This is a genomic window from Vibrio sp. L5-1 (assembly GCF_021728315.1).
Taxonomy (GTDB): Bacteria; Pseudomonadota; Gammaproteobacteria; order Enterobacterales; family Vibrionaceae; genus Vibrio; species Vibrio splendidus_K.
Genome location: NZ_JAKKCQ010000002.1, coordinates 1051473 through 1074244 on the forward strand (window position 1 = coordinate 1051473; position 22772 = coordinate 1074244).

At 45.4% G+C, this 22772-nt stretch carries 16 protein-coding genes; 6 read left to right on the forward strand and 10 right to left on the reverse strand.

The features are described from left to right. Positions 1–34 precede the first annotated feature (34 nt). On the forward strand, positions 35–1393 hold the full coding sequence (locus L3V35_RS11605; protein WP_017079927.1) for an MFS transporter: 1359 nt from the start codon (positions 35–37) through the stop codon (positions 1391–1393). A gap of 75 nt (positions 1394–1468) precedes the next feature. On the opposite strand, the gene L3V35_RS11610 is transcribed toward L3V35_RS11605, so the two are convergent. Beyond that, entirely contained in the window at positions 1469–2815 is a 1347-nt protein-coding gene (locus L3V35_RS11610) for a DUF4397 domain-containing protein (RefSeq protein WP_237299737.1), read from the reverse strand. Between the two features lie 586 nt (positions 2816–3401). Here L3V35_RS11610 and L3V35_RS11615 point away from each other — a divergent pair. From L3V35_RS11615 to csdA, 3 genes are all read left to right on the forward strand, one after another. Next, positions 3402–4211 (forward strand): outer membrane protein OmpK, encoded by an 810-nt coding sequence (locus L3V35_RS11615; protein WP_108195591.1) that lies wholly within the window; start codon positions 3402–3404, stop codon positions 4209–4211. Between the two features lie 110 nt (positions 4212–4321). Then, on the forward strand, positions 4322–5215 hold the full coding sequence (gene panE, locus L3V35_RS11620; protein WP_237299739.1) for a 2-dehydropantoate 2-reductase: 894 nt from the start codon (positions 4322–4324) through the stop codon (positions 5213–5215). An 87-nt stretch (positions 5216–5302) separates the two neighbouring features. Then, positions 5303–6514 carry a cysteine desulfurase CsdA gene (csdA, locus tag L3V35_RS11625; RefSeq protein WP_237299741.1) on the forward strand — a complete coding sequence of 404 codons (1212 nt, stop codon included), beginning with the start codon at positions 5303–5305 and terminating at the stop codon, positions 6512–6514. A gap of 118 nt (positions 6515–6632) precedes the next feature. Here the strand turns inward: csdA and csdE are convergent, their stop codons facing one another. The 4 genes from csdE to L3V35_RS11645 all read right to left on the reverse strand — a co-directional run bounded on the left by csdE (position 6633) and on the right by L3V35_RS11645 (position 9689). Then, positions 6633–7061 (reverse strand): cysteine desulfurase sulfur acceptor subunit CsdE, encoded by a 429-nt coding sequence (gene csdE / locus L3V35_RS11630; protein ID WP_114633057.1) that lies wholly within the window; start codon positions 7059–7061, stop codon positions 6633–6635. Between the two features lie 37 nt (positions 7062–7098). Beyond that, complete coding sequence (gene tcdA / locus L3V35_RS11635; RefSeq protein ID WP_102511055.1) at positions 7099–7908, reverse strand: tRNA cyclic N6-threonylcarbamoyladenosine(37) synthase TcdA; 810 nt, start codon at positions 7906–7908, stop codon at positions 7099–7101. Positions 7909–8021: 113 nt separating this feature from the next. Continuing rightward, complete coding sequence (mltA, locus tag L3V35_RS11640; protein WP_114633056.1) at positions 8022–9134, reverse strand: murein transglycosylase A; 1113 nt, start codon at positions 9132–9134, stop codon at positions 8022–8024. An 81-nt stretch (positions 9135–9215) separates the two neighbouring features. Next, positions 9216–9689: a DUF2850 domain-containing protein gene (locus L3V35_RS11645; RefSeq protein WP_114633055.1), complete on the reverse strand. Its 474-nt coding sequence runs from the start codon at positions 9687–9689 to the stop codon at positions 9216–9218. 163 nt (positions 9690–9852) lie between these two features. Between L3V35_RS11645 and argA the strand changes: the two genes are divergently transcribed. Then, entirely contained in the window at positions 9853–11190 is a 1338-nt protein-coding gene (argA, locus tag L3V35_RS11650) for an amino-acid N-acetyltransferase (RefSeq protein WP_065206883.1), read from the forward strand. A 282-nt stretch (positions 11191–11472) separates the two neighbouring features. Continuing rightward, positions 11473–11664 (forward strand): hypothetical protein, encoded by a 192-nt coding sequence (locus tag L3V35_RS11655; protein WP_004735192.1) that lies wholly within the window; start codon positions 11473–11475, stop codon positions 11662–11664. An 81-nt stretch (positions 11665–11745) separates the two neighbouring features. On the opposite strand, the gene recD is transcribed toward L3V35_RS11655, so the two are convergent. The 5 genes from recD to L3V35_RS11680 form a co-directional block, all read right to left on the reverse strand. Then, the gene (recD, locus tag L3V35_RS11660) at positions 11746–13959 is read right to left on the reverse strand and encodes an exodeoxyribonuclease V subunit alpha (protein ID WP_114633054.1); all 2214 of its coding nucleotides are present in this window, start codon (positions 13957–13959) and stop codon (positions 11746–11748) included. After that, complete coding sequence (gene recB, locus L3V35_RS11665) at positions 13959–17648, reverse strand: exodeoxyribonuclease V subunit beta (protein WP_237299743.1); 3690 nt, start codon at positions 17646–17648, stop codon at positions 13959–13961. The genes recD and recB overlap by 1 nt, the downstream gene beginning before the upstream one ends. A gap of 240 nt (positions 17649–17888) precedes the next feature. Next, entirely contained in the window at positions 17889–18050 is a 162-nt protein-coding gene (locus tag L3V35_RS11670; protein ID WP_162808200.1) for a hypothetical protein, read from the reverse strand. A 6-nt stretch (positions 18051–18056) separates the two neighbouring features. Further along, positions 18057–21533, reverse strand: coding sequence for an exodeoxyribonuclease V subunit gamma (gene recC / locus L3V35_RS11675; protein WP_237299745.1), 3477 nt, complete (start codon positions 21531–21533; stop codon positions 18057–18059). 127 nt (positions 21534–21660) lie between these two features. Then, a complete protein-coding gene (locus tag L3V35_RS11680) occupies positions 21661–22656 on the reverse strand; it encodes a TDT family transporter (protein WP_017074190.1) in 996 nt (331 codons plus the stop codon). Positions 22657–22772: the final 116 nt, after the last annotated feature.

Sequence of the window (22772 nt, forward strand, 5' to 3'; positions counted from 1 at the left end):
CTCTTAAGGGCGTTTTTCTATACAAGGACGCCCCATGTCATCTGGCACTCCCTCTCTTTCTTGGATGCAGACTTTCCGTAGCTACCTAGATAAACGCCTACTTTGGGTGTTTATGTTGGGTTGTTCGAGTGGCTTTCCTTGGGTTCTTATCGGCTCTAACATGTCAGGCTGGCTAAAAGATGCAGGATTAACTCGTGCTGCTATCGGTTATTTCGGTAGTGTATTTGCCGTCTATGCCATTAACTTTCTTTGGGCACCACTGGTAGACCGAGTCAAACTGCCGATTCTACATGCGATATTGGGCCAACGACGCAGTTGGATATTTCTATGCCAAAGCTTTGTATTGATCTGCACGCTGTTCATTGCCGGGGTGAACCCTGCCAATGACTTGATGTTCACCTCAATGTTGGCTCTCGGAATTGCGATTGCGTCGGCAACCCAAGATATAGCCATTGATGCCTTCCGTATTGATTCATTTCCTAAATCTGAATCTACCAAATTACCGCAAGCATCCGCAATGGCAGTGATGGGATGGTGGACTGGCTACTCTCTTCCTGGTTACCTCGCATTTATCAATGCCGATACAATAGGTTGGAATGGTGTTTATTACGGCATGGCCGGTGTCGTCATCATTCTGATGCTATTCACCCTGTTTGTCGGAGAGCCAACAACACAACGTGAAGCATTACAAAAAGAAGCACAACAGCGCCATAATAAAGTTGTGGGCTCTAAAGTTGTGGCCTGGCTAAGCGTTACAGTGTTGGAGCCTTTCTACGATTTCTTTAAGCGAAACGGTGTTCAAGTTGCTATTACGCTTCTGCTGTTCGTATTCCTGTTTAAGATAGGTGAAGCCTTCTTAGGCAGAATGTCGATTCCCTTCTATAAAGAGATCGGCTTTAGCAATGAACAAATCGGCCACTACTCCAAGTTAATTGGTTGGGGTGCAACAATATTCTTCACCTTGCTAGGCAGTGTCTTCAATGTGAAATTTGGCATTGTACGTGGGCTAATGATTGGCGGCGTAGCAATGGCAGCCAGCAACCTAATGTTTGCATGGATTGCTCAAGTAGGACCCAATGAAAACTTATTCTTGGCAACGATTATTGTCGATAACTTCACAACCGCCTTTTCGACAGTGGCATTCGTTTCCTTCTTAACGCTACTGACCGGGCAAGCTTTCTCGGCAACACAATATGCCTTGCTAGCATCATTGGGAAATTTCGGTCGTACAACTCTGGCTTCATTTAGCGGTGAGCTGGTCGACTTCCTCAATGATTGGTCAACCTTCTTTATACTGACGTCATTAATGGTGATTCCAAGTTTGATCATGCTCTACTCGTTACGCCACTTTTTCACTGATTTATTAGAGAAAGCCAAAAACAACCACGAATAAGAGTAAAAGAAAACAAAAGAGAAGAGGGTAGCACTGGGCTACCCTCCTTACTTTCTGCCAGCAGATACTTAAACGCTAATCTGTTGTATCACTTACGATTAAGTTAAAACCAGTTCCCGTCGAGTCATCAATCGCGACGACTTGATAAACAACACCGTCAGCCAAAGTTGCAGGCGCAGAGTCAATGGCAACAGTAGTTGGGTCTCCTGCTACAGTAATTGTCACGTAGTAAGATCCCGCTGCCACATAAATACCATTCGCGTAATCTTTGAACTTCACATCACTTAGTGCCGGAGTGCTACCAGAGATTCCCACGTTTTCAGTCAAGTAAATATCAACTGATGCTGCAATCGGGTTAGCCGCCGCATGAGTGATGTTCAACACTGCGCTGGTCGCAACCGGACGACGATTTTCAGGGACAACTAGTGATTCCAAATTGAGTGGACTTAACGTACCCACTGCATAAATGCTGTAATCCATTCCGGCAAATACAGCTAAACCATCAACATCGATAAATGTTGGAGTCGTCGTTGCAGTTTCGTAAATATCAATATCGTAGCTACCTGCAGCCAAGTCTAGGAAGCCGCGAATCTCTTTAAACATCAGAGCATCAAGAGGAGCAAACTTAGTAGCGTTAACGAACACATCGACATCCGGTGCACCATCGACTAAATGCCCGACTCTTACTTCTGCAGTTTCTGCCATATCGTAGATTAAAGATGATCCAGTTCCATCCATCACCATCAATTTTACAGGTGAAGCGCTATTGGAGTCAGCTCTTGGCACCGCCGCTATGGTTAGCTCACTACCGCCAGACAGAGTGATTTCTCCAGAGTCAAAAGCAATAGCACTTCCGCTCACTGTTTCTAATCTCACTCGGTATTGCCCTGCTGGAATATTGAGTACGTCAGTAAAGTCTTTATAACCGAGAGTGCCAAGCGGAGCGCCCAACGGATCACTCGGTCCGGTAACATACAGGTTCACATCACCAACCCCAGTTGCCGCGTGAACAACTTGCACATCTAAACTTGAACTTGTTGCCGTTCCCTCAGCAGGCCTTGTAACAACTAAAGCCTCAACCGGGTTATTAGAACCATCAGCATCGCCGACCACCATTACGGTGTAATCTAGATCACCGCTCAAATCGAATTGGCTTGGCGGAATCACAGTCGCTACTGCGTCACCTGGGAGTTGGACATCTACTTGCAGGGTGGTTTGACCTTGATCTACTGAGGCATATCCGGATGCTTGAGCATAATCGACACCGCTCCAACGAGCCTGACTATTTACTAAGACATTAGCCAACGGAGCATCTGGCGATGCATGTACAGATTGTAGTTGAGTTGTTGGTTCATCGTCATCATCACACCCCACAATGAACAGGGCTGACATCGCTACCGCGAGTATTGGTGTATATTTCATCGGTCTTCTCTCCAAAAAAGTTAGACCAGTTCGTCACACAAATGATTAGTCCAATAACTAATCTTTAAAAATTGTCTCAAAATCTAGTGCAGTGAACTGTCTTTAATTCTCCGTGATTCAAAAAGTAGCTAGGTTCAAGTTCCTATTCACTTATCACATGAGTTGTTCATCAATTGATTCCAACATCATTACGAAGTTGGTCAAAAATAGATCAAAGACAAGATGGAGGGCGATTTGATTTAGTCACTTTTCAGCACGAAAAGCCTTAGAAAGGAATACTGTTGATTTTGATATGCATGTCACTCTAATTAGTAGAATCGTTTGCTTAGCACAGTATTTCACCTATTTATCCACAAAATAATCTAATTTCACAAAATCAATAGAATTAGAGGTGCATCAAGATGCATTGACACATTAAAGTTCCATCATTTAGATCGTTAGTGTGATCAACCTCACCTTAATAATTGCAATTTTCACTCCGTCTCACTTTTATTTGAGAACAAAATCGCTATTATGCTCGGCATTCGGACATCATAAACACGCACGGATTAGCGGGTTATTCATTTTTAACATAGAGAGTTCCATTATGCGTAAATCACTTTTAACTCTTGGCCTACTTGCAGCAGCATCTGCTCCAGTAATGGCGGCTGATTATTCTGACGGCGACATCCATAAGAACGATTACAAATGGATGCAGTTCAACCTTATGGGTGCATTCAATGAGAAAGGCGTTACTGAGTCTACTCATGATTATCTAGAGATGGAATTCGGTGGTCGCTCTGGAATCTTTGATCTTTACGGTTACGTTGACGTATTCAACCTAACTTCTGATCCAGGTAGTGATAAAAATGGCCAAGAAAAAATCTTCATGAAGTTCGCTCCTCGTATGTCTCTTGACGGGTTAACAGGTAAAGATCTTTCTTTCGGTCCAGTTCAAGAGCTTTACGTATCTACGCTTATGGAATGGGGTGGTAACTCTGGCGTTAACACTCAAAAAGTTGGTCTTGGTTCTGATGTAATGGTTCCATGGTTTGGTAAAGTTGGCCTAAACCTATACGGCACTTACGATTCAAACAATAAAGACTGGAACGGCTTCCAAGTATCTACTAACTGGTTCAAGCCATTCTACTTCTTCGAGAACGGTTCATTCATCTCTTACCAAGGTTACATCGATTACCAATTCGGTATGCAAGATGAGTACTCTCAAGTAAGCAACGGTGGCGCGATGTTCAACGGCCTTTACTGGCACTCAGATCGCTTTGCAGTTGGTTACGGCTTGAAACTATACAGCGATGTATACGGCTTTAAAGATGGCGCAAACCTTCCATGGGATGCATCTACACAGGCTGAATCTTCTGGCGTAGGTCACTACGTAGCAGTAACTTACAAGTTCTAATCGAACTTCTAAGAAAGTTTCCTAAATGGCACCCTCGGGTGCCATTTTTTATTGCTTTCATTTAATGCCTCGCTATCCTTGCAGCATCACTTTTTTATCTCGGTATAGCTGTGAACATCACGATTGTTGGGCCAGGGGCCATCGGCTCTTTATGGGCAATAAAACTACTTCAAGCTGGTCATAATGTCTCTTTGTGGAGTCGTTCCACTGATAACTCAATTGACTTATCACTCGATGGACAAGCTTCCCTTTCCTTCAGTAACAACAATATCGAAAAGCTATCAGCGAGTGACTTGGTTATTTTCACGGTCAAAGCTTGGCAAGTAGAAGAAGCAACCACTCCACTGCTTCAACATCTCGATCCCGACACCATTCTCATGTTCATGCACAACGGAATGGGCGCGGTCGATCAGATAGCAACTCAAATTGATACTCACCCGGTAGTACTAGCGACCACCACCCAAGCGGCATTCAAACCCAATCGCAACAATGTATCCCACACAGGAATAGGCCAAACTCAACTAGGTGCTTTTAACCTCAAAGGTCAGCAATGCACTTTTTTAGTTGATGTGTTGGAGCATGCCCTACCTGTTGTAAGTTGGAATCCTGAGATAAAAACAGCGCTATGGACTAAGCTCGCCATCAATTGTGCCATCAACCCACTCACTGGGCTGGAACAAATCAAAAACGGAGAGCTTGCTGACCAAAGATTTAGCGAAGTTTTGAATTCTATAATTAAAGAACTCACGCAAGTGATGATGGCTGAAGGTATTACTTGTTCATTCGACGAATTAGAGACAAGCGTCAAACAGGTTATCCAAGCCACGGCAAAGAACAATTCCTCAATGAAGCAAGATGTGTTTTACCAACGAAAGACAGAGATAAACTTCATTACCGGACACCTTATAAAGACAGCACTTAAGCATCAGATAGAGGTTCCCGTTAACCAAAAGCTGTTTGCTCAAGTCAAAGAACGAGAAAATAGCTGGAATCATCAAGATTAGTCAGCAACGGTTAACAAGTCGCGATAAAATAACGATACCGCTAAGCATAACGCTAGCACCAATTTCCAAGATTTTAGGTAAGAATAGATGCTTGATATCAATCACATCCGAGAGCAGTTCCCTGCGTTATCACAAACCATCAATCAACAACCGTTGGTTTACTTAGACAGCGCGGCAACGACACAAAAACCTCAGGTGGTTATTGATGCCATTAGCCAATATTACTCCAAACAAAATGCCAATGTTCACCGTGGTAGTCATAGCTTAACAGCGAACGCGACCAGTCAGTTTGAAGCGGCAAGAGATAAGGTCGCTCAGTTTATTGGTGCAAGATCTTCAAAAGAGATCATCTGGACTCGCGGTGCAACCGAAGCGCTCAACTTGGTCGCTCAAACCTATGCAAGAAGTACGCTTCAACCAGGCGATGAGATCTTGGTTAGCGAAATGGAACATCACGCCAACATTGTGCCTTGGCAAATTGTGGCAGAACAAACCGGGGCTAAAGTCGTTAAAGTGCCGATGAGATCGGATTGCGAATTTGACCTAGTCGCGTTTGATATGCTTTTAAATGAACAAACCAAGATTGTTGCATTAGCTCAGATAACCAACGTGACGGGTTCTCGTCAGCCAATTGAAGCTGTCATAGAAAAAGCACACAAGATGAATGCGATTGTTGTGGTCGATGGCGCACAAGGCATCGTTCATGAACCAACTGATGTTGCTGCTTTAGGCGCGGATTTCTACGTATTTTCAGGGCACAAACTCTACGCTCCTGCGGGTATCGGTGTACTTTATGGCAAACTTGAATTGCTCGAAGCGATGCCTCCATGGCATGGTGGTGGCAAAATGGTTGAGCGCGTCTCTTTTTCTGGCACTACTTTTTCTGAACTGCCTGGTAAGTTCGAAGCCGGAACACCAAATGTAGCCGGCGCGATAGCATTAAGCACTGCAATAGAATGGTTGAGTGGTTTTGCACAGCAATATGTCGAAAATCATATCCACCAGCTTCAGCACGAAACCTACCGTGCACTCAGTAAACTGGATGATATTCAGGTTTTGGGGTATCAGCCCAACGCAAGCGTGATTACTTTTGTGATGGATGGTGTTCACCATCAAGACATTGCGACACTGTTAGATCAACAAGGTATCGCGGTACGCGCAGGACATCATTGTGCTCATCCATTAATGGATACGCTTAATGTGAAAGGAACGGTACGAATTTCATTTGGGATTTACAACAACATGGATGATGTTGAAAAACTGATTGCTGCAGTAGAGAAAGCCGTTGATATGCTGTAGCGAGTAGCGAGTAGCGAGTAGCGAGTAGCGAGTAGCGAGTAGCGAGTAGCGAGTAGCGAGATTATTTAGGGTTGGCGTTTAGCGTCAACCCTTTTTATTTTTGTGTATCTAAGAGATATTAAGCACTTAGTTCTTGGATTTGAGCAACGATCGCTTTTAATCCATTACCGCGAGATGGGCTTAGGTGGTTGATTAAACCGATGTTTTCGAAGTAACCATCAATATCAAACGCTTGAACCTGCTCTGATGTTTTTCCATCATACGCAGCCATCACTAATGCGATCAGACCGCGCACGATACGAGCATCAGAATCAGCACAAAAATACCAAACACCGTCGATGTTCTGAGAAACTAGCCAGACTTGGCTTTCACAACCAGAAACTACAACCTGCTCACTCTTCAGCTCATCAGGCATGCTAGGTAATTTCTTACCCCATTGAATCACTTGACGATAACGGTCTTCCCAACCGCTGAATGTCTGCATCTTCGCGACAATATCATCACTGGTAATTTCAGTGCCGAATGGAGAGCTTGGGAATGTGGTCATTTTAATATCCAGTCGATTATTAATTGAATAGAAGACGTTATTTAGCGTGCTTTTGAATCAGCTTTTCAACAATACGTGAAACAGCCACAAAACCAAAAGTCGCGGTGACCACTGTCGCAGCGCCAAAACCCGTCGCACAGTCCATGCGTTTTGGACCTTCCGCTGTTGCTTTCGCAGCACATACACTGCCGTCGGCTTGAGGGTATTTCAGTTGCTCAGTCGAGAACACACAATCGATACCAAACTTACGCGCAGGGTTCATAGGGAAATTATGATGACGACGAAGGGTATCTTTTAGCTTCTTCGCTAGCGGATCTTGAATCGTCTTAGTCAGATCAGCCACTTTGATTTGAGTCGGGTCGACTTGCCCACCCGCGCCACCGGTGGTGATCACCTTGATTTTGTTGCTACGACAATATGCCAACAGTGAAGCTTTAGCTTTCATACTATCAATCGCATCTAACACAAAGTCGAACTCTTTCGATAGGTATTCAGCCTGATTATCAGGGCCAATAAAGTCGTCAATCAGGTTCACTTTACACTCAGGGTTAATCAGTTTGACGCGCTCGGCCATCACTTCGATTTTGCTCTTACCGACGGTACCCGACATTGCATGGATTTGACGGTTGATGTTAGTCACACACACATCATCCATATCGATCAAAGTCAGCTCACCTAAACCGGTACGAGCAAGCGCTTCAACAGCCCATGAACCTACACCGCCAATACCGATCACACACACGTGTGCTGCTCTAAGTATGTCGACTTCACTATTGCCATATAAGCGACGAGTGCCACCAAATCGTTGGTCATAGTTTTCTGAAGCTGGAGTGGTCAATTCACGCATTGTTGCCGCCAATTTATTTCTGAGAAAAAGAAAAGAGTGCGTTTTATACGCACTCTTGAATTAAAAGTCTAGGGGATTAGCGATTCGCTTTCAATGCCCTATTTTATTGTTGTTTACTCGACCTTTTCAGGAGGCAAAGCCCAAGGCGCTTCGGTGGCACTGCCATCTAAGCCAAGCTTCCATACACGACCAAAATGCTTGTAATGACCCGCTTCAGTTCCTGCTCTTGGCCCCATACCGTGGTAGAGATCCAAATGGTTCTGCTTAACTGCGCCACCGGTATCCAAAACCAGTAACAGTCTTAGTTGGTGCGCACCGCTCCAAGTACCGTCTGCATTCAATAATGGAACCTCAGCTAGGATTGGCGTCCCCATAGGCAATATAGAGCGATCGCCCGCGACTGCCGCCATAGGTAATAGAGGGATGCCCGCGCTGCCCATTACTGATAGGTCGTCTCTCGCTTCAAAAAACACGAAAGATGGGTTTTGCTCAAGCAGCTCTTTGACAACTTCAGGATCGTTTGCCAATACCCACTCTTTGATTGCTTTCAGTGACATTTTTTCGCGTGGAACTAAGCCTCGCTCGATCAAAACACGGCCAATGCTCACGTAAGCTTTATTGTTCTTACCCGCGTATGCGAAATACTGCAACGTATCGTCATCACCGAAATGCACGAATCCACTGCCCTGCACTTCCATCATAAAAGGATCGATGCGGTTCGACGAGTAACCTAACTCAAGGCCCTGGCCTTCTAATGCACCGTTGTAGATCTCTTCGCGGGTTGGACATTCTTTATCGCACTCTGGAAGTCCATAAACAGGGAAACGGTATTCTTCACTGGCTTCGTGGCGTAGCTCCATTACGGGAGAAAAGTACCCCGTGAACAAAACGTTGCCTTGCTTATCACCACCACCCAATTGAGCAGTTTGAACGCCAAAGTTAGCGAGCTCGCTTGGATCTCCACTTTGCATCGCCCACTCATTGAGTTGCTGATAAAGCGGCTCATAGATTTTAGCCATCGAAGGGGATTTAGAAACCACCATTTCAGCTTGCTCTGCAAATGCGGTGTAGTCTCTTGGTTTATTGGATTCAACCTGATCGACCTTATTTAAGGTGCGAGAAAATTCGTCATCAAGGTGTTGTTGAGCAAGATCAGTCGGTTGAGCACAGCCAAATAAGAAAGAGGCAGCGACAAGGGGAAGCCATTTTTTAATCACAAGAGTCATCCTAAAAATTCTATGCATCGAGGATGACAAAAACAGTCAGATAACACAATCGTAGATTGTAAGAGTTTACAATAAGATAACCTATCGGACTGAGTTCTCGATATGGCCTTTAAGGCGGAAGACGGGATTGTAGTGATTATCAGAATCGAGCACCATTTCTGTGTTGTCAGAATTGGTCATGCGGAAGCGATAGGTTTTATCACCCGCTTTATATTCGAAGTAGTTACCATCAAAGTCAAAACTCGTCGAAACAACAGACCCACGCACTGACACGCCATTAGCGTTTAGTCGAAACTCGTCCGTCGCATAATGTGCAACGTCCTGCTCTACCCACGTACCGTATATCAGATTGTCGGGCGTCGCCGCATCTTGTACTCGGGATAGCACATCACCGAACAAGGAAACCACAGCAAACGATCCCACTAAAGCTAAAACCATTAAACAGCGTTCAATGATCTTACGCTTCAACTTAGATTGATGGCGTTGCTCAACTTCACTGTAGAGGCCTTGGGTAATCTCATCGATTTTGTTCTTTGTTGCTGGAGCTTGTTGCATTCGGTTACGACTCATAAAGATGCTATATGCATTCTACACTGAGACAGTTTATATAATGAACCCTAGATGAGAATAGTTTGCGCTTTATTCCAAAAAAGGTGTTGTTTATATTTGAATTTAAATGCTAAATTAGCGAATAAATAAACAAAAATGGACTTGTTCTGTGAAATTAAGAAGTACAGCGCTAGTAAAAGGTTTCAGACAATCAACCCCTTACGTAAATGCTCACCGTGGCAAAACCATGGTTATTATGCTTGGTGGCGAAGCCGTTGCCGATAGAAACTTTGGCAACATAATTAGCGATATAGCCTTACTCCACAGCCTTGGGGTAAAAATTGTTCTCGTTCACGGAGCAAGACCACAGATCAACCAACTATTAGCAAGGCAAGATTGCCACACGCCTTACCATAAGAATATTAGAGTTACTGACGAATATTCTTTAGGTGTCGCGATGCAGGCTGCTGGTCAACTACAACTGGCTATCACAGCTCGACTTTCAATGAGCCTAAACAACACCCCGATGGCAGGCACTCAACTCAATGTGATGAGTGGTAACTTCATTACCGCTCAGCCGCTAGGTGTCGATGATGGTACGGATTATTGCCACAGCGGGCGTATTCGTCGAATAGACATCGAAGGGATTAATCGCACACTTGACCAAGGTTCTATCGTCCTTCTTGGGCCTATTGCTAGCTCCGTGACTGGCGAAAGCTTTAACCTGCTTTCTGAAGAGGTCGCAACCCAAGTTGCTATTCGTTTAAAGGCCGACAAGCTGATTGGTTTTTGTTCAGAGCAAGGGGTAACCGATGAAAGCGGTAATGTACTCGCTGAACTCTTCCCTAAAGACGCTAAACAAATTCTAGAACGCTTAACGGAATCTCAGAACCCTAAAGAAGATATGAGCACTGGTACATTACGCTTCTTAAAAGGTGCTATCTCTGCTTGTCGTGCTGGAGTGCCTCGTTGTCATCTAATCAGCTACAAAGTGGATGGCGCATTAATCCAAGAGCTATTCTCTTTTGATGGTATTGGCACCCAAGTGGTCATGGCAAGTGCCGAGCAAGTAAGACAAGCTCAGATTGATGATATCGGAGGTATCTTTGACCTTATTCGTCCACTGGAAGAACAAGGCATCTTAGTTCGCCGTTCAAGAGAGCAGTTAGAGCAAGAGATCCATCGTTTTACCATTATCGAAAAAGACGGCCTAATTATTGGTTGCGCTGCGCTATACGCGTATCCAGAAGACCACATGGCAGAGATGGCCTGTGTTGCTATCCACCCAGACTATCGCGATGGAAACCGTGGACAGTTACTGCTGGATTACATGCGCCACCAATCAAAATCTCGTGATATCGACCAGATCTTTGTCCTTACTACGCACAGCCTTCACTGGTTCCGTGAGCAGGGGTTTTACGAGATAGGCGTGGACGAGTTACCGATGGAAAAACAAGGGCTATACAACTATCAGAGAAACTCAAAAATCTTAGCGCTAAACGTATAAATAAAGTTTTGGAGCGGAATCTCAATTTAATAGAAAAATAATTGCAAATGTAATCGTTTACTATATGAGATTTATCAAATATGCACTTTCACTCACACGAATAATTGTATAGAATTTAGGCGCTTTATAATATTAACAAAAGTTTTTATTGGAATTGCCATCTCGATAGTCATATCGAACTCATTGAGATGGTCACTGCACGGATTGCTATACCCGTTGACGGTCAGCACGCTAGAAGCCGTTCTGACCGTTGATATAAACAGCAAAAAGAGCAACATTGATATGAGAACCATTGTTTGTAACTCGCTGCAAAGTTTTTGGGATATGGCTGATAACCAATTCTTAGAAGGGCTAGACGTACACTGCGTGTTCCCTGTTAGCGAGAATCTAAAAGAGTTTATTTTGAATTGCCAAGCAAAGTACAAGATAAACCATATATCGTTTACTCGAGCGTTTTTAAGCAAAGAGTCTTAATAACGCTCAAAGCAACCAGGGATGGTTGCTTTGTGTTTATCTAGCTCTAAGTTCAAGCCCTTTTCTAGCGGCCATTAACGACTAATTCGTTAAACGACTGCCTAAACCACTCACTCGCTCTGTTTTCACCTTAATCCCACGCTTCAACACATTTGTGTCGCTGAACATCATCAGTCGTTTCTTAGCACGCGTAATCCCTGTATAGATAAGCTCTCGCGTTAAAATGGGGCTGAAATCTGGCGGTAAGATCATTAAGGTCAAATCAAATTCACTGCCTTGAGATTTGTGTATCGTCATCGCATAAGCGGTCTCATGATCGGGGACTCGGCTTGGAAGCACGGCTTTCACACTGCCATCGGGCAACTCAAAATACACCTTCAATCTAGGTGTGGAATTCGCACTATTTGACTCTAAAGTCGTTGCATCGGCTTCGAGCATACAGATACCAATATCACCATTGTACAAACCCAAACCATGATCATTACGCGTTACCATCACAGGTCGCCCGTGATACCACAGTTCATCGTTGTGCGGATTCACCAACCGTCTTGCTGCAAGCGCCCTTTCGATTCTGTGATTAAGGCCTTTAACACCAAAATCCCCTTCACGAATAGAACACAGTAATCGACACTGGCTAAACAGATCGAGAACCGATTTTGCGCGTGATTCTTGAGTCTCTAGCTCTTCAAGCGGTACATTCATTCGGTTCAGATACGCACCATACTCATTAACCAAAGTTCGCAGCATCAAGTTATAGCTGTCACTCGACAGGGGATGGTTTTCGATATCCTCAAATCCTTTGGCAAATACTTGGTCGACCTGATTTGCAGAGCCGTTATTGATTGCTTTTGCCAACTGCCCAATACCAGAACGCGCATCGAAACGATAACTCTTCTGCAGCATACACAAACTATCTGCAATCGCAGGCGGATTCACCGCTCCAGCTTTGGCCTGTCTGGATTTAGCTATCGCATCAAAGCCTGTCATCTCCGCAATCAAGTTGCCTTGTGCTGTGCTGTAGCCTGTTGAATTAAACGAGCAGATATCACCCAACACGGCACCAGCTTCTACTGAAGCGAGTTGGTCTTTATCACCCAATAAGATAAGCCTTGCGTGCTCAGGAAGCGCATCCACCAGCTTATACATCATAGATAGATCGACCATCGATGCCTCATCCACCACCAAGATATCAAGGTGAAGTGGATTACGTCGGTTATGTCTAAATTCCGCTCGATTAGGAATCGCGCCGAGTAACCTATGTAAAGTACTGGATTCAGTCGGTATGTTGGCCTTTACTTCAGGCGCTAAAGGCAATTGCTCAATCGCTTTACCAATCGACTCAGTTAAGCGTGCCGCCGCTTTACCTGTCGGAGCCACCAGCTTGATCGTCGGTGTTTTACCTTGGCTTAGTGATTGCTCAGCCATCGCCGATAGTAATTTGGTTACCGTGGTCGTTTTACCCGTGCCCGGCCCACCAGAAATCACAGCAAAACGACGACTTAACGCCACCGCTGCCGCCACTTTTTGCCAGTTCAAACATGCAGATAACGGCACCAAACCGTCTAGAACATCTAAGTCCGTTACCTGCTTAGCTTGGACAATCGCTTGGTCGATTGCACCCCAATTCAGAGATTGCTCATCGACGATATCAAGATGATCACACACCAGCTGTTGGCGTAATACCTGAGACGTTTGTTGGTTTGCTTCAGCCTTGGCTAAGGCATTAAACAGAAAATGGTAACTGCGTGCGAATAACTGATTCAACGTTTCGGTTAGCGCTTTTTTCTGTTCAATATTGAACTCTACCGGCTTACTTAAACGGTTTAAGGTGTCAGCCAGCACAACTTCGTAGTTCCAATAACGCTGTAAGTAGACACGCTGCCCATAAAACATCAGCGGCTTAACACAGTCATTGGTTGTACCTACTAGGTTTGACGATTGAAGTACCGCCACCCAATCAATCCCCAACAATTTTAGGTTCAGTTGCAGCGCCGTTTCACCATACAAACCGAGTAACTGAGCTAGATCTGTCGTTAGTTCAGGGCCTGCCGTTTGAGCTTGTATAAGCTGAGTACAAATATGCCCCTTGCCTAATTCATGGCTCACCACCCCAGCAAGAAAGCCGATCTCTTGAGAATGACTCGTAGCTTGCTGAGCAATAAAACGGGCAAATTGATAATCCAATTGGCGAATCGAACCCTTATCCGCGAGGAACTTTAATACATCCATAAGCTGTTCAGGGATAAGTGAAACTAGCTTTACAGGGTTTGTCGTATCAATCGTGGTCGTTGTCATTATAGAAGCCCCATCTGTCCAGTTTCATTATCATTCAATTGTGCTGAACGTCTGTCTATCACTTTACCGTCAATCAATTGATCCATTTCATCGAGCAAAGCCAAGGTTGGTTTAGCCGAGAAAATACCTTGTTGAGATTGACCGTCCATTCCTCTTAAGAACAAGTAATAAACCCCACCGAAATGTTGTTCATAACTATAATTCGCAACACGGCTGCGTAAGAAGCGGTGCAATGCCAACGCATAGATTTGATATTGCAGATCGTAGCGGTGGTCGGCCATCGCCGATTTCAATGCTTCACCATGGTAGACGGCAACGTCATCACCTAGATGGTTCGATTTCCAGTCGAGTACATAGTATTTGCCTTGATGCTCAAACACCAAATCGATGAAGCCTTTCAGCATGCCTTGTACAGTTTGAAAACCTAGGTCACCCGCTTTTGCCGACAAGGGATCATGATACTGAATGGTTTGATTGAGCTCCGACGCGGCCAACACTTCGATCGGTAACAAGAACTCCATTTCGACTAATCGTTGAGTTGAGTCTTTCTCGCTCAGCTTTAGATTTTTGCCATCTAATGCGGTGTTAAGCACCGTATCGACAAGCTGTTGAAGTACGGGTAGCCACTCTAGCTCGTATTGCTCTGACTCTAACAAGTGAGTGATTACTTGCGTGTTATGGTCACTGGTTGCAGGCTCTGTAAATTCAACATCCTCAAACAAGGTGTGTAAGAAGGTACCCGGGCGAGCACCGCGAGGGAACGTGAATATAGAACGTTCCGGTTCAATCAGTTCCGACTCATCTTGCTCATCGGCTGAATCAATATCGAAGCCAGACACCTCAATCGTAGCGTCATGACTTGCGCCGTGACTGCCTTGTTTTACAAGCCCCGAGTAACTGGTGATACGCCAAGCTCGGTCAATTGAAGCCTTCAGTTCGCTAGCCTGTAGGTCGTCACTCACTTGCTCTGCCTGAACAAACACTTGCTCGTGAGCGGTTGGTGTTTCAGACAGTAATACGCTTGAATTCTTACCCTCAATCGCTGACAGAGCTTGATGTAACTCGGCGATGCCTTGCTCTTGTCCGTTTTGAACCAAGTAGCCCATAGCACTCAAGTGAACGCCTGTTGGCTCTTTGGTTGAACGCCCTTTACGTAGCGGTGCCATGCCAATGAAACATCCATAAACAGCACGAGTAAGCGCCACGTAAATCAAACGTAAATCTTCTGCCAATCGCTCTTTATCTGCTTGTGCCAATGCGCTATCGCTACCGGTAATATCAAGCACTGTGGTATCTGAATCGTGATCGTAGAACTTGCCTTCACTCGCTTCACGGTAACTCGCGACAAACGGCAAAAATACGAGGTCATATTCCAAGCCTTTCGACTTATGAATGGTAACGATTTGAACCAAGTTTCTTTCTGATTCAAGGCGTTGAATGTCGTCATCACTACCGCCTAAACCATTTTGTGCATCTGATATCGCTTCTGCCAACCAACGCAACAAGCCATAGTCACTGTCGAGCTCTTGTCTTGCTTGTTGCAACAATTCGCCAATGTGCATCAAATCAGTGAGTGAGCGCTCACCATTTTCTTCTTCCAGTAAACGTTCCGCGAGATGTCGTTTACTGATCACGCTGCGAAGCATTGGTAGCACGCCGCGCTGTAGCCATAACTTACGGTATTCTCGAAATTCGTTAACGACGTTTTCCCACACCACTTCATCGTTGTTGAGTTCATCCAATGATGCGGCATCCAAAGCAAACAACTCCGACGCTAAACTGGCGCGTAATGCACGGTCATTTTCAGGAGTCAGCACCGCCTGTAATAAACGCTGAATATCTTGTGCGACCAAGCTGGTGAACACGCTATCTCGGTTCGACAAGTACACACTCGCGATGCCTTGCTCAGACAGCGCGTTCTTGATCAGACGACCTTCACTGCCAGTTCGAACCAAGACAGCAATATCACCCGCATTCACAGCATGTTGTTTTTTGCCGTTATCAAAATAGGCTTGTTCGTTTTGAGAAGCGGTCAGAATGGTTTGAATTTGACTCGCAGTCGCTTCAGCCATGGCCTTGTGATATTCGCCTTTCGGTAAGGGCTTGTCTTCCGCCTCTTGCAGCCAAAAGGTGAGCGCGTGCTGAGTTTGACCATTCATCACCCATTGGCGTTTATCGGCCGATGGGCTGGCAGCAACGGGCAAAAATGGAATATCTTGGTCGTAGATAAATGGGCTATCCGAATTCATAAACACTTGGTTTACCGCACTGACCATGCCAGCACTCGAACGCCAGTTAGTGCCTAAGGTGTAGTGAGCACTAACTTGGTTTCTCGCCTTGATATAGGTAAAGATATCTGCACCGCGGAAACCATAGATAGCCTGCTTCGGGTCACCGATCATAAACAAACCGCATTGCGGGTTATCTAAATAGATTCGGCTGAAAATACTGTACTGCAGCGGGTCGGTATCTTGGAATTCATCGATCATCGCCACTGGGTATAAGGTACGGATTCTCTCCACCAGCAACGATTGATCATCCACATCAATCGACGCAGATAACTGAGTCAGCAAGTCATCAAACGATAACCATTGCTTCTGCTGTTTCGCCTTGGCTAGCATAGTTCGACAATGAATAATCGCATGTGCCAACAATGGGGCTTTAAGATCTGCAGGAGAATTTAAGAAGTCTTCAATCGCTTCGAAAACTGCGTGTTGAGGTGCAGTGCCTTTTGGTGTTTTTTCAATTAACGTTGCTTGTGAGAACTTCTCTAGTTTATCTGGAAACTGGTAATCATGAGTGTCGCTTTGCGCCCATGCTGTGACGGCTTCTAACCAAGTCGGCAAAGACTTCTTAGTGTAGCTGCGCTTATTCACATCCGATCCAGAAATCAAAGCCAAAAAGTCCGCTTCGGATTCACACCACAACGCCTTAAGTTGCTTCACTTTATCTAAGTTTTGATTGTGCAGAGTTTGCAGGTCGCCCGACATCGCATCTACCGTCAATTTCAGCGGAGAGCCCGTCAGATAGCGATTTACATCGGCAAGTAACGAAGCGGGAGAACCCCAAATATTTCTCACTTCACCAGCCAGTTGAATTGGCAGCGGGTAGAACTGCTTACGCCAATAGTCGGCTACCACTTGTGCTTTCAGATGGCTTTCATCGGTCACAAATTCATTATCAAAACGGCTGCCAGACTCAAAGGCATTTTGGGTCAACATACGCTGACAGAAGCCATGGATGGTGTAGACAGCCGCTTCATCCATTTGCCTTTCGGCATTAAGCAATGTTATGGCTGCGGATGCTCTCTTGGCATCATCGTATTCTTCAAGTAAGTCCTTGATAAATTGGTCTTTAGAGTCAACGCAAACGCCTCTACGAAATGATATATATGCAGCGCGTATTTTTTTCCTTATGCGGTCTTTGAGCTCTGCTGTTGCCGCTTCGGTAAAGGTCACCACCAGAATTTGGTCTACGGTTAGCGGCTCATGATGTCGGGTGGCTTCCGTCAGATCACCTTGTGGTGCAGCCGTGCCGTGCCCGAGCAGTAGGCGTAAGTACAAGCCAGCGATGGTAAATGTTTTACCCGTACCCGCTGATGCTTCAATTAAACGCGCGCCATGAAGTGGAAACGTCATGGTATCGAGTGTCTGTGGAGCGATTACCTGAACACTGCTTGTGGTCGTCATGCCTTACTGCCTTCTGATAAATGTGTTGTTACAAATGTGACCTAGCGTGGAAAACGTCATTCAATTTACGTCCTACGCTAATTTGTTAATAGTTAGTGCGATCTCTCTCACGGATCAATTCAGATCGCCTCGCTACTATGCGCCCACGAGTTCAGGAGCCCGATTCGAGTTTTATACTCATGCGTTACTTTGAACCACAGAATAATGGTCCCTCTGACCTGTGGCCGTACAGCGAACGCCCTACACTAATAATGATTTACTGGCGGCCACTTTATTTCCTGTACCTTGCTTCTCTTCACCTTGACTCCCTTCACCTAGAAAGTAAGCACCCCAAACGCTGACCAGCGACTCTCTTTCGTTTTTCATTAATTCAGCGCGCACGCTATTGATCTTGTCGATCACAGCCACTTACTCCTGATCTTCCAGATCGGCAGCAGCCAACCTTGCCGCCTGCAGCACAAGTGTTGAGTACATCCGCGACTCAGCAGCGAGTTCATCATCCCATTTAGGCCAGATTCGAGAGATGTATGTGTCTCTGCCCTCGCCCGTAAAGGCGAAGCTGTCATTAAAGGTATCGGCCATTTTCTTAAGGGACTTTTCTTCATCATCGACCCATTTACCGCGGCTAAAGCCCGCTTCAACTCCAGCCAATGCGCTTTTCGGGAAATAAGGCAGTGGTGCTGTCATGCCTTGGTAAAACAATCGCACTAACTCAGCCAACAAGCTCTTCGCTTGCTGTGCATCACCAATAGGTTGTAGCGTTTGGTGAACCACGCCCTCTTTTCTGTCGTAGCCAATAATATGGGTCGTTTTTCCGTGTCCCATCACAGCGCAACATAGATGATCAATCCACGCTGCCAAATAATCTTGAGAGCGTACTTTACCGCTTCTGAAACGCACTAGACCTGATTGATAGTTTTGAGTTAACCAACCCATCAAGCGAACAGGTTTGCCTTGGCCTAACACATCAAATTCGATATTCACTTCGAGATCTTGTTGCGGTGATCCACTCACAAATCGAATCTCTTTGGCTAAGTCTTCCGCTTGAACACGGTTGGTTTCAAATTCGATATCACCAAAGGCGCCGACCGGTAAACGACCCTGTGCTTTTTGCTCAGAGACAAACAATCGAACCGCTTCGTCTGCGCCTTCAGGGTGGTCCAGCAACACTTGCAGTAAAGCATCCTTAAGTTGGAAACTCTCTAAACCATTAAGTACGAATGGCTCATCGTCTTCCATCACAGGAAGTGGCGGCTCAAACACCACTTTTAGACGGCGATTAAAGAAGTACTGCACTGGCAAACGCCAAAAACGCTGCAGTTCAACTAGGTCAAGCTCCAATGGATAAGTCGCACCCAACAAATAGTCATCCAAAGCACGATTGAATTCACCACTACGCTCACCAGAACGGTTAGCGGCAGGAAGCCACTCTTTGGCGTAACTCAACACATGGCTCGCATCACCTTGAGTAAACGCAGCGGGACTGAACGGTGTCATGGTGTGTTCAAAGCTGATCGCTTGAGTCAGGTTGATGCCTGAATCATCACTTGGTAAGGCTTGGTCTTCACTTAAGCAGTAGTTCTGCTGGCAGTATTCAATCAATTCAGAAACCAGCACCGACGGCACTCGCTCAGTATTATCTTGAATCGAACGGCCGACATAGCTTATGTACAAACACTCTTGCGCTGACAGCATCGCCTCTAAGAATAGATAGCGGTCATCATCACGACGCGAACGATCGCCCGGTCGTGTGCGTCCGTTCATTAGATCAAAACCTTCTGGCGGCATTGAGCGAGGGTAAACACCATCATTCATACCTAACAAACAGACGGTTTTGAACGGAATAGAACGCATCGGCATCAAGGTACAGAAGTTAACTTGTCCCGCTAAGAAACGCTGACTAATACGCGCGCCCGACAGTTTATTGTTCAAGTACTGATAGATGATGCTTGGCGACAGTTCTTGTTCGTACAGGGCATCATCAAGCTGTTCATTCAATTGGGAAAGTGCATCGCGAATCGATTTAAGCACCACCTCGCCTTCTAGCTCAACGGCAAAGAAGTCATCAATCATTTGCAGCAAGGTTTCACGCCACATATCGATGGATTGCGTCTCAGCAAGGCGTTGACGGTAATGGGCAATACGATCAATAAAGTGCGTTAACTTACCTACAAGTTCGGCGTTAATGCCTTGAACTTCGTTATAAGCAGCAATCGGAGAATGCTCGGTCTCAAACAAACCAGCAGAATCAGACATCGCATAACCTAAGAGCATACGCTGAATACCGAATAGCCAAGTGTTTTGCTCGGTCGCAGGTAGATCAAATTCCGTTGCCGTTGAAGCATCGACACCCCAACGGATACCCGCTTCTTCAACCCATTGCTTGGCTTGCTCAAATTGGAATTCATCAATACCAAAGCGTGCCATCATCGCAGGAATTTCTAATAGTTCTAGCAACTCAGACGCTAGACAACGCGTATTCGGTAGCGCGACCAACTGCATGAAGGCGGTCAGAATTGGGCTTTCTTGGTCTGCGGTTCTATCAGAGATCGAGTAAGGGATATAACGCTCACCCGGAGCATTACCAAATACCGCCTGAATCGCTGGGCTATAGGCATTGATGTCAGACACCATTACGATGATATCGCGTGGTTTTAGCGTCGGATCGGCATCAAACATCGCCAACAGCTGATCATGAAGAACTTCCACCTCGCGCATAGGGCTGTGACATGCATGCACGGTCAGCGAGCGATCGCCAAGCTCAACCACCTGTTTATGATTACTAGAATCTAAGATGTGGTCGTCTTGATGCTCTTCTAACTGGAGAATGTCGGCTTGCAGTTGATGAAGCAGGTTATCCCTCTCAACATCAATAAAGAACTCATGTTCTTCGCTGTCTGATTGAGATAGCAAAAACAGGTTATCTCTGCCCAATTTCCCCATAGACGCAAGCAAACTATTACCCACGGCTTGGCTGGTGTGCAGTTCATCTTCAACATTGGCTTCAATGCCATCTTTCAATGGTGACACTTCGCCTTCCAGTTGAGGTAAACCATCAACCAGAGCAAACTGTTTACGGCGCTGCGCTTCCACTCTCGCCAAGTACTTACGGTCGCGAATATCACCCCAGTAATGCTGACAAGGGTTGGTAAACATCAAGTGCACATCAATCTGCTCACCCAGAGCCTTCAGCGCATCCATATAACGAGGAGGCAATGAAGAAATACCAAACACGAACAAGCGTTTAGGTAGGTGCTGCAGTTGACCTTGTTGATTGGCTAACGCTTCAATGAAGTCGTGATACAAGTTACCACGGTGATATTTAGATTGGCCTTGAGACAGGGTCTGGTCATAGAGTGCTTGCCACAAAATCGGCTGCCAAGGGTGATCTTGTTGCCCTTCGTCATCAATAAGTTCGGAAACAGGTTCTCCCGCTTCCCACATCGCCATCCATTCAGGTCGATACACCAAGTAACCATCGAAGATATCGGCAATTTTCTCTGCCAATTGATACAACTTAGAGTCATCTTCGTCGTTTTCAAGATAACGTTGCAGAGGTAAAAAATCAGGGTGGTCAAGCTTAGCGGGTAGCAAACTCATCAACTTCCACGTCATCGCTTCTTTGTTAAAAGCACTGCGTTTAGGTACATCAGGAAGCACTTGGGTAAACATATCCCAAATGAAGGTTGCTGGAAGAGGAAAGTCTATATTTGCTGCTACACCAAACTCTTTGGCGAGTTCCATCTTAAGCCATTGAGACATACCTGGGCTCTGAACCAAGATCTGCTCTTTTTCGAAAGGATTGGCTAAAGGGTCACTTTTGATTAAGTGAACGAGAAGGATTTTTAAAGTATCGACTTTATTGGAATGGTAAACAGTAAACAAAGTGCACTCACGCTAATCTTGCCACAATATAAAGCCAGATTAGCATAAGTGCCGAGTTTGGATTAGGAATATAAGCTTATGAAATACTGAAAACTTAAGGTCCGTTTATCTTTTGAACTATTGCTTCTTACAATCTACTGCCTACCGCGCTTAGTACACGATGAGGTTTGTAATTCATGTAATAACGAACCGCCACATAACCCACTACAAACGTTGCCACAATCAATTCTAGATACGCTAGGTTGAAGACTTGATCCACATAGTGAGTTTCCACACCAACAGTTTGCATCCACGCTGCCAATTTGAATAACGCCGTTGCACCAATCACGATTGGGAATGTAAACGCCGCATAGCCAGGGCTGAAAGGCAGACGAAGTAGTTTGAAAAACGCGATGTAGATAATAAACGTCATTAACACTGCAATGCCAAAGAGTAACCCAATGATCACTGGCGAAGGATTTGCCGTCACCGTTAGGTAGCCTGCTAAAGATAAACTGGCTGGTGCCGCCATAATCGCAATCGTTGGTTTTGCTGCGTCAGGCACTTCATGAGAGAAGATCAAACGGTAGATCATGAGCGGTAGCATTACAGCATAAACCAATAAGCCAAAGACTAAAGTCGCGTGAGCAACGGGTTCTAAGATCGGGTTACCTGAAAAAGAAACGTCTGCCACGATAATACCGATTGGTGGTACAAACCAACTTGGCACCATGTGGTGGATCTCAAAGTTTTTAGCTCTGTGGTATAAGAAGCTCACCAAGAACACGACATGTAACGCTACCGAAGCCAACCACATTGCTTCTTGAAGAAACGGAGATATTGGAGCCAATGAAGCAGACACAACCATGCAACCCATCGCGAAGGTTGGCACAACACTACCCACAACAGGGTGAGCAAGGTCTTCACGTAATAAGTGGCCGTGAATCAAAAATTTCACAGCTAAAACAAGAAGTAATACCGCAGCCATGCCAGCACTGATCCACTGCACCAAACCCGGTGTGTGTAAGATACCTTGCGCGACTAAAACACCATCCCAGCACCAGCCTAAGCTTGCGATTGCTAGTGCCAACCCTGCCATGGGTGTTGGAGCTCCTGTTAATCTATATTTAATACGTTGAATCATGTCAGCCTCTCTTAAACTTAATTCACTAAACTTGTGAACTCATCAGCTTGTTGAAGCCATAATACGCTTGCGCTTCGTTTAACAATATCCAATTATATATAACAAGTGTTCATTAA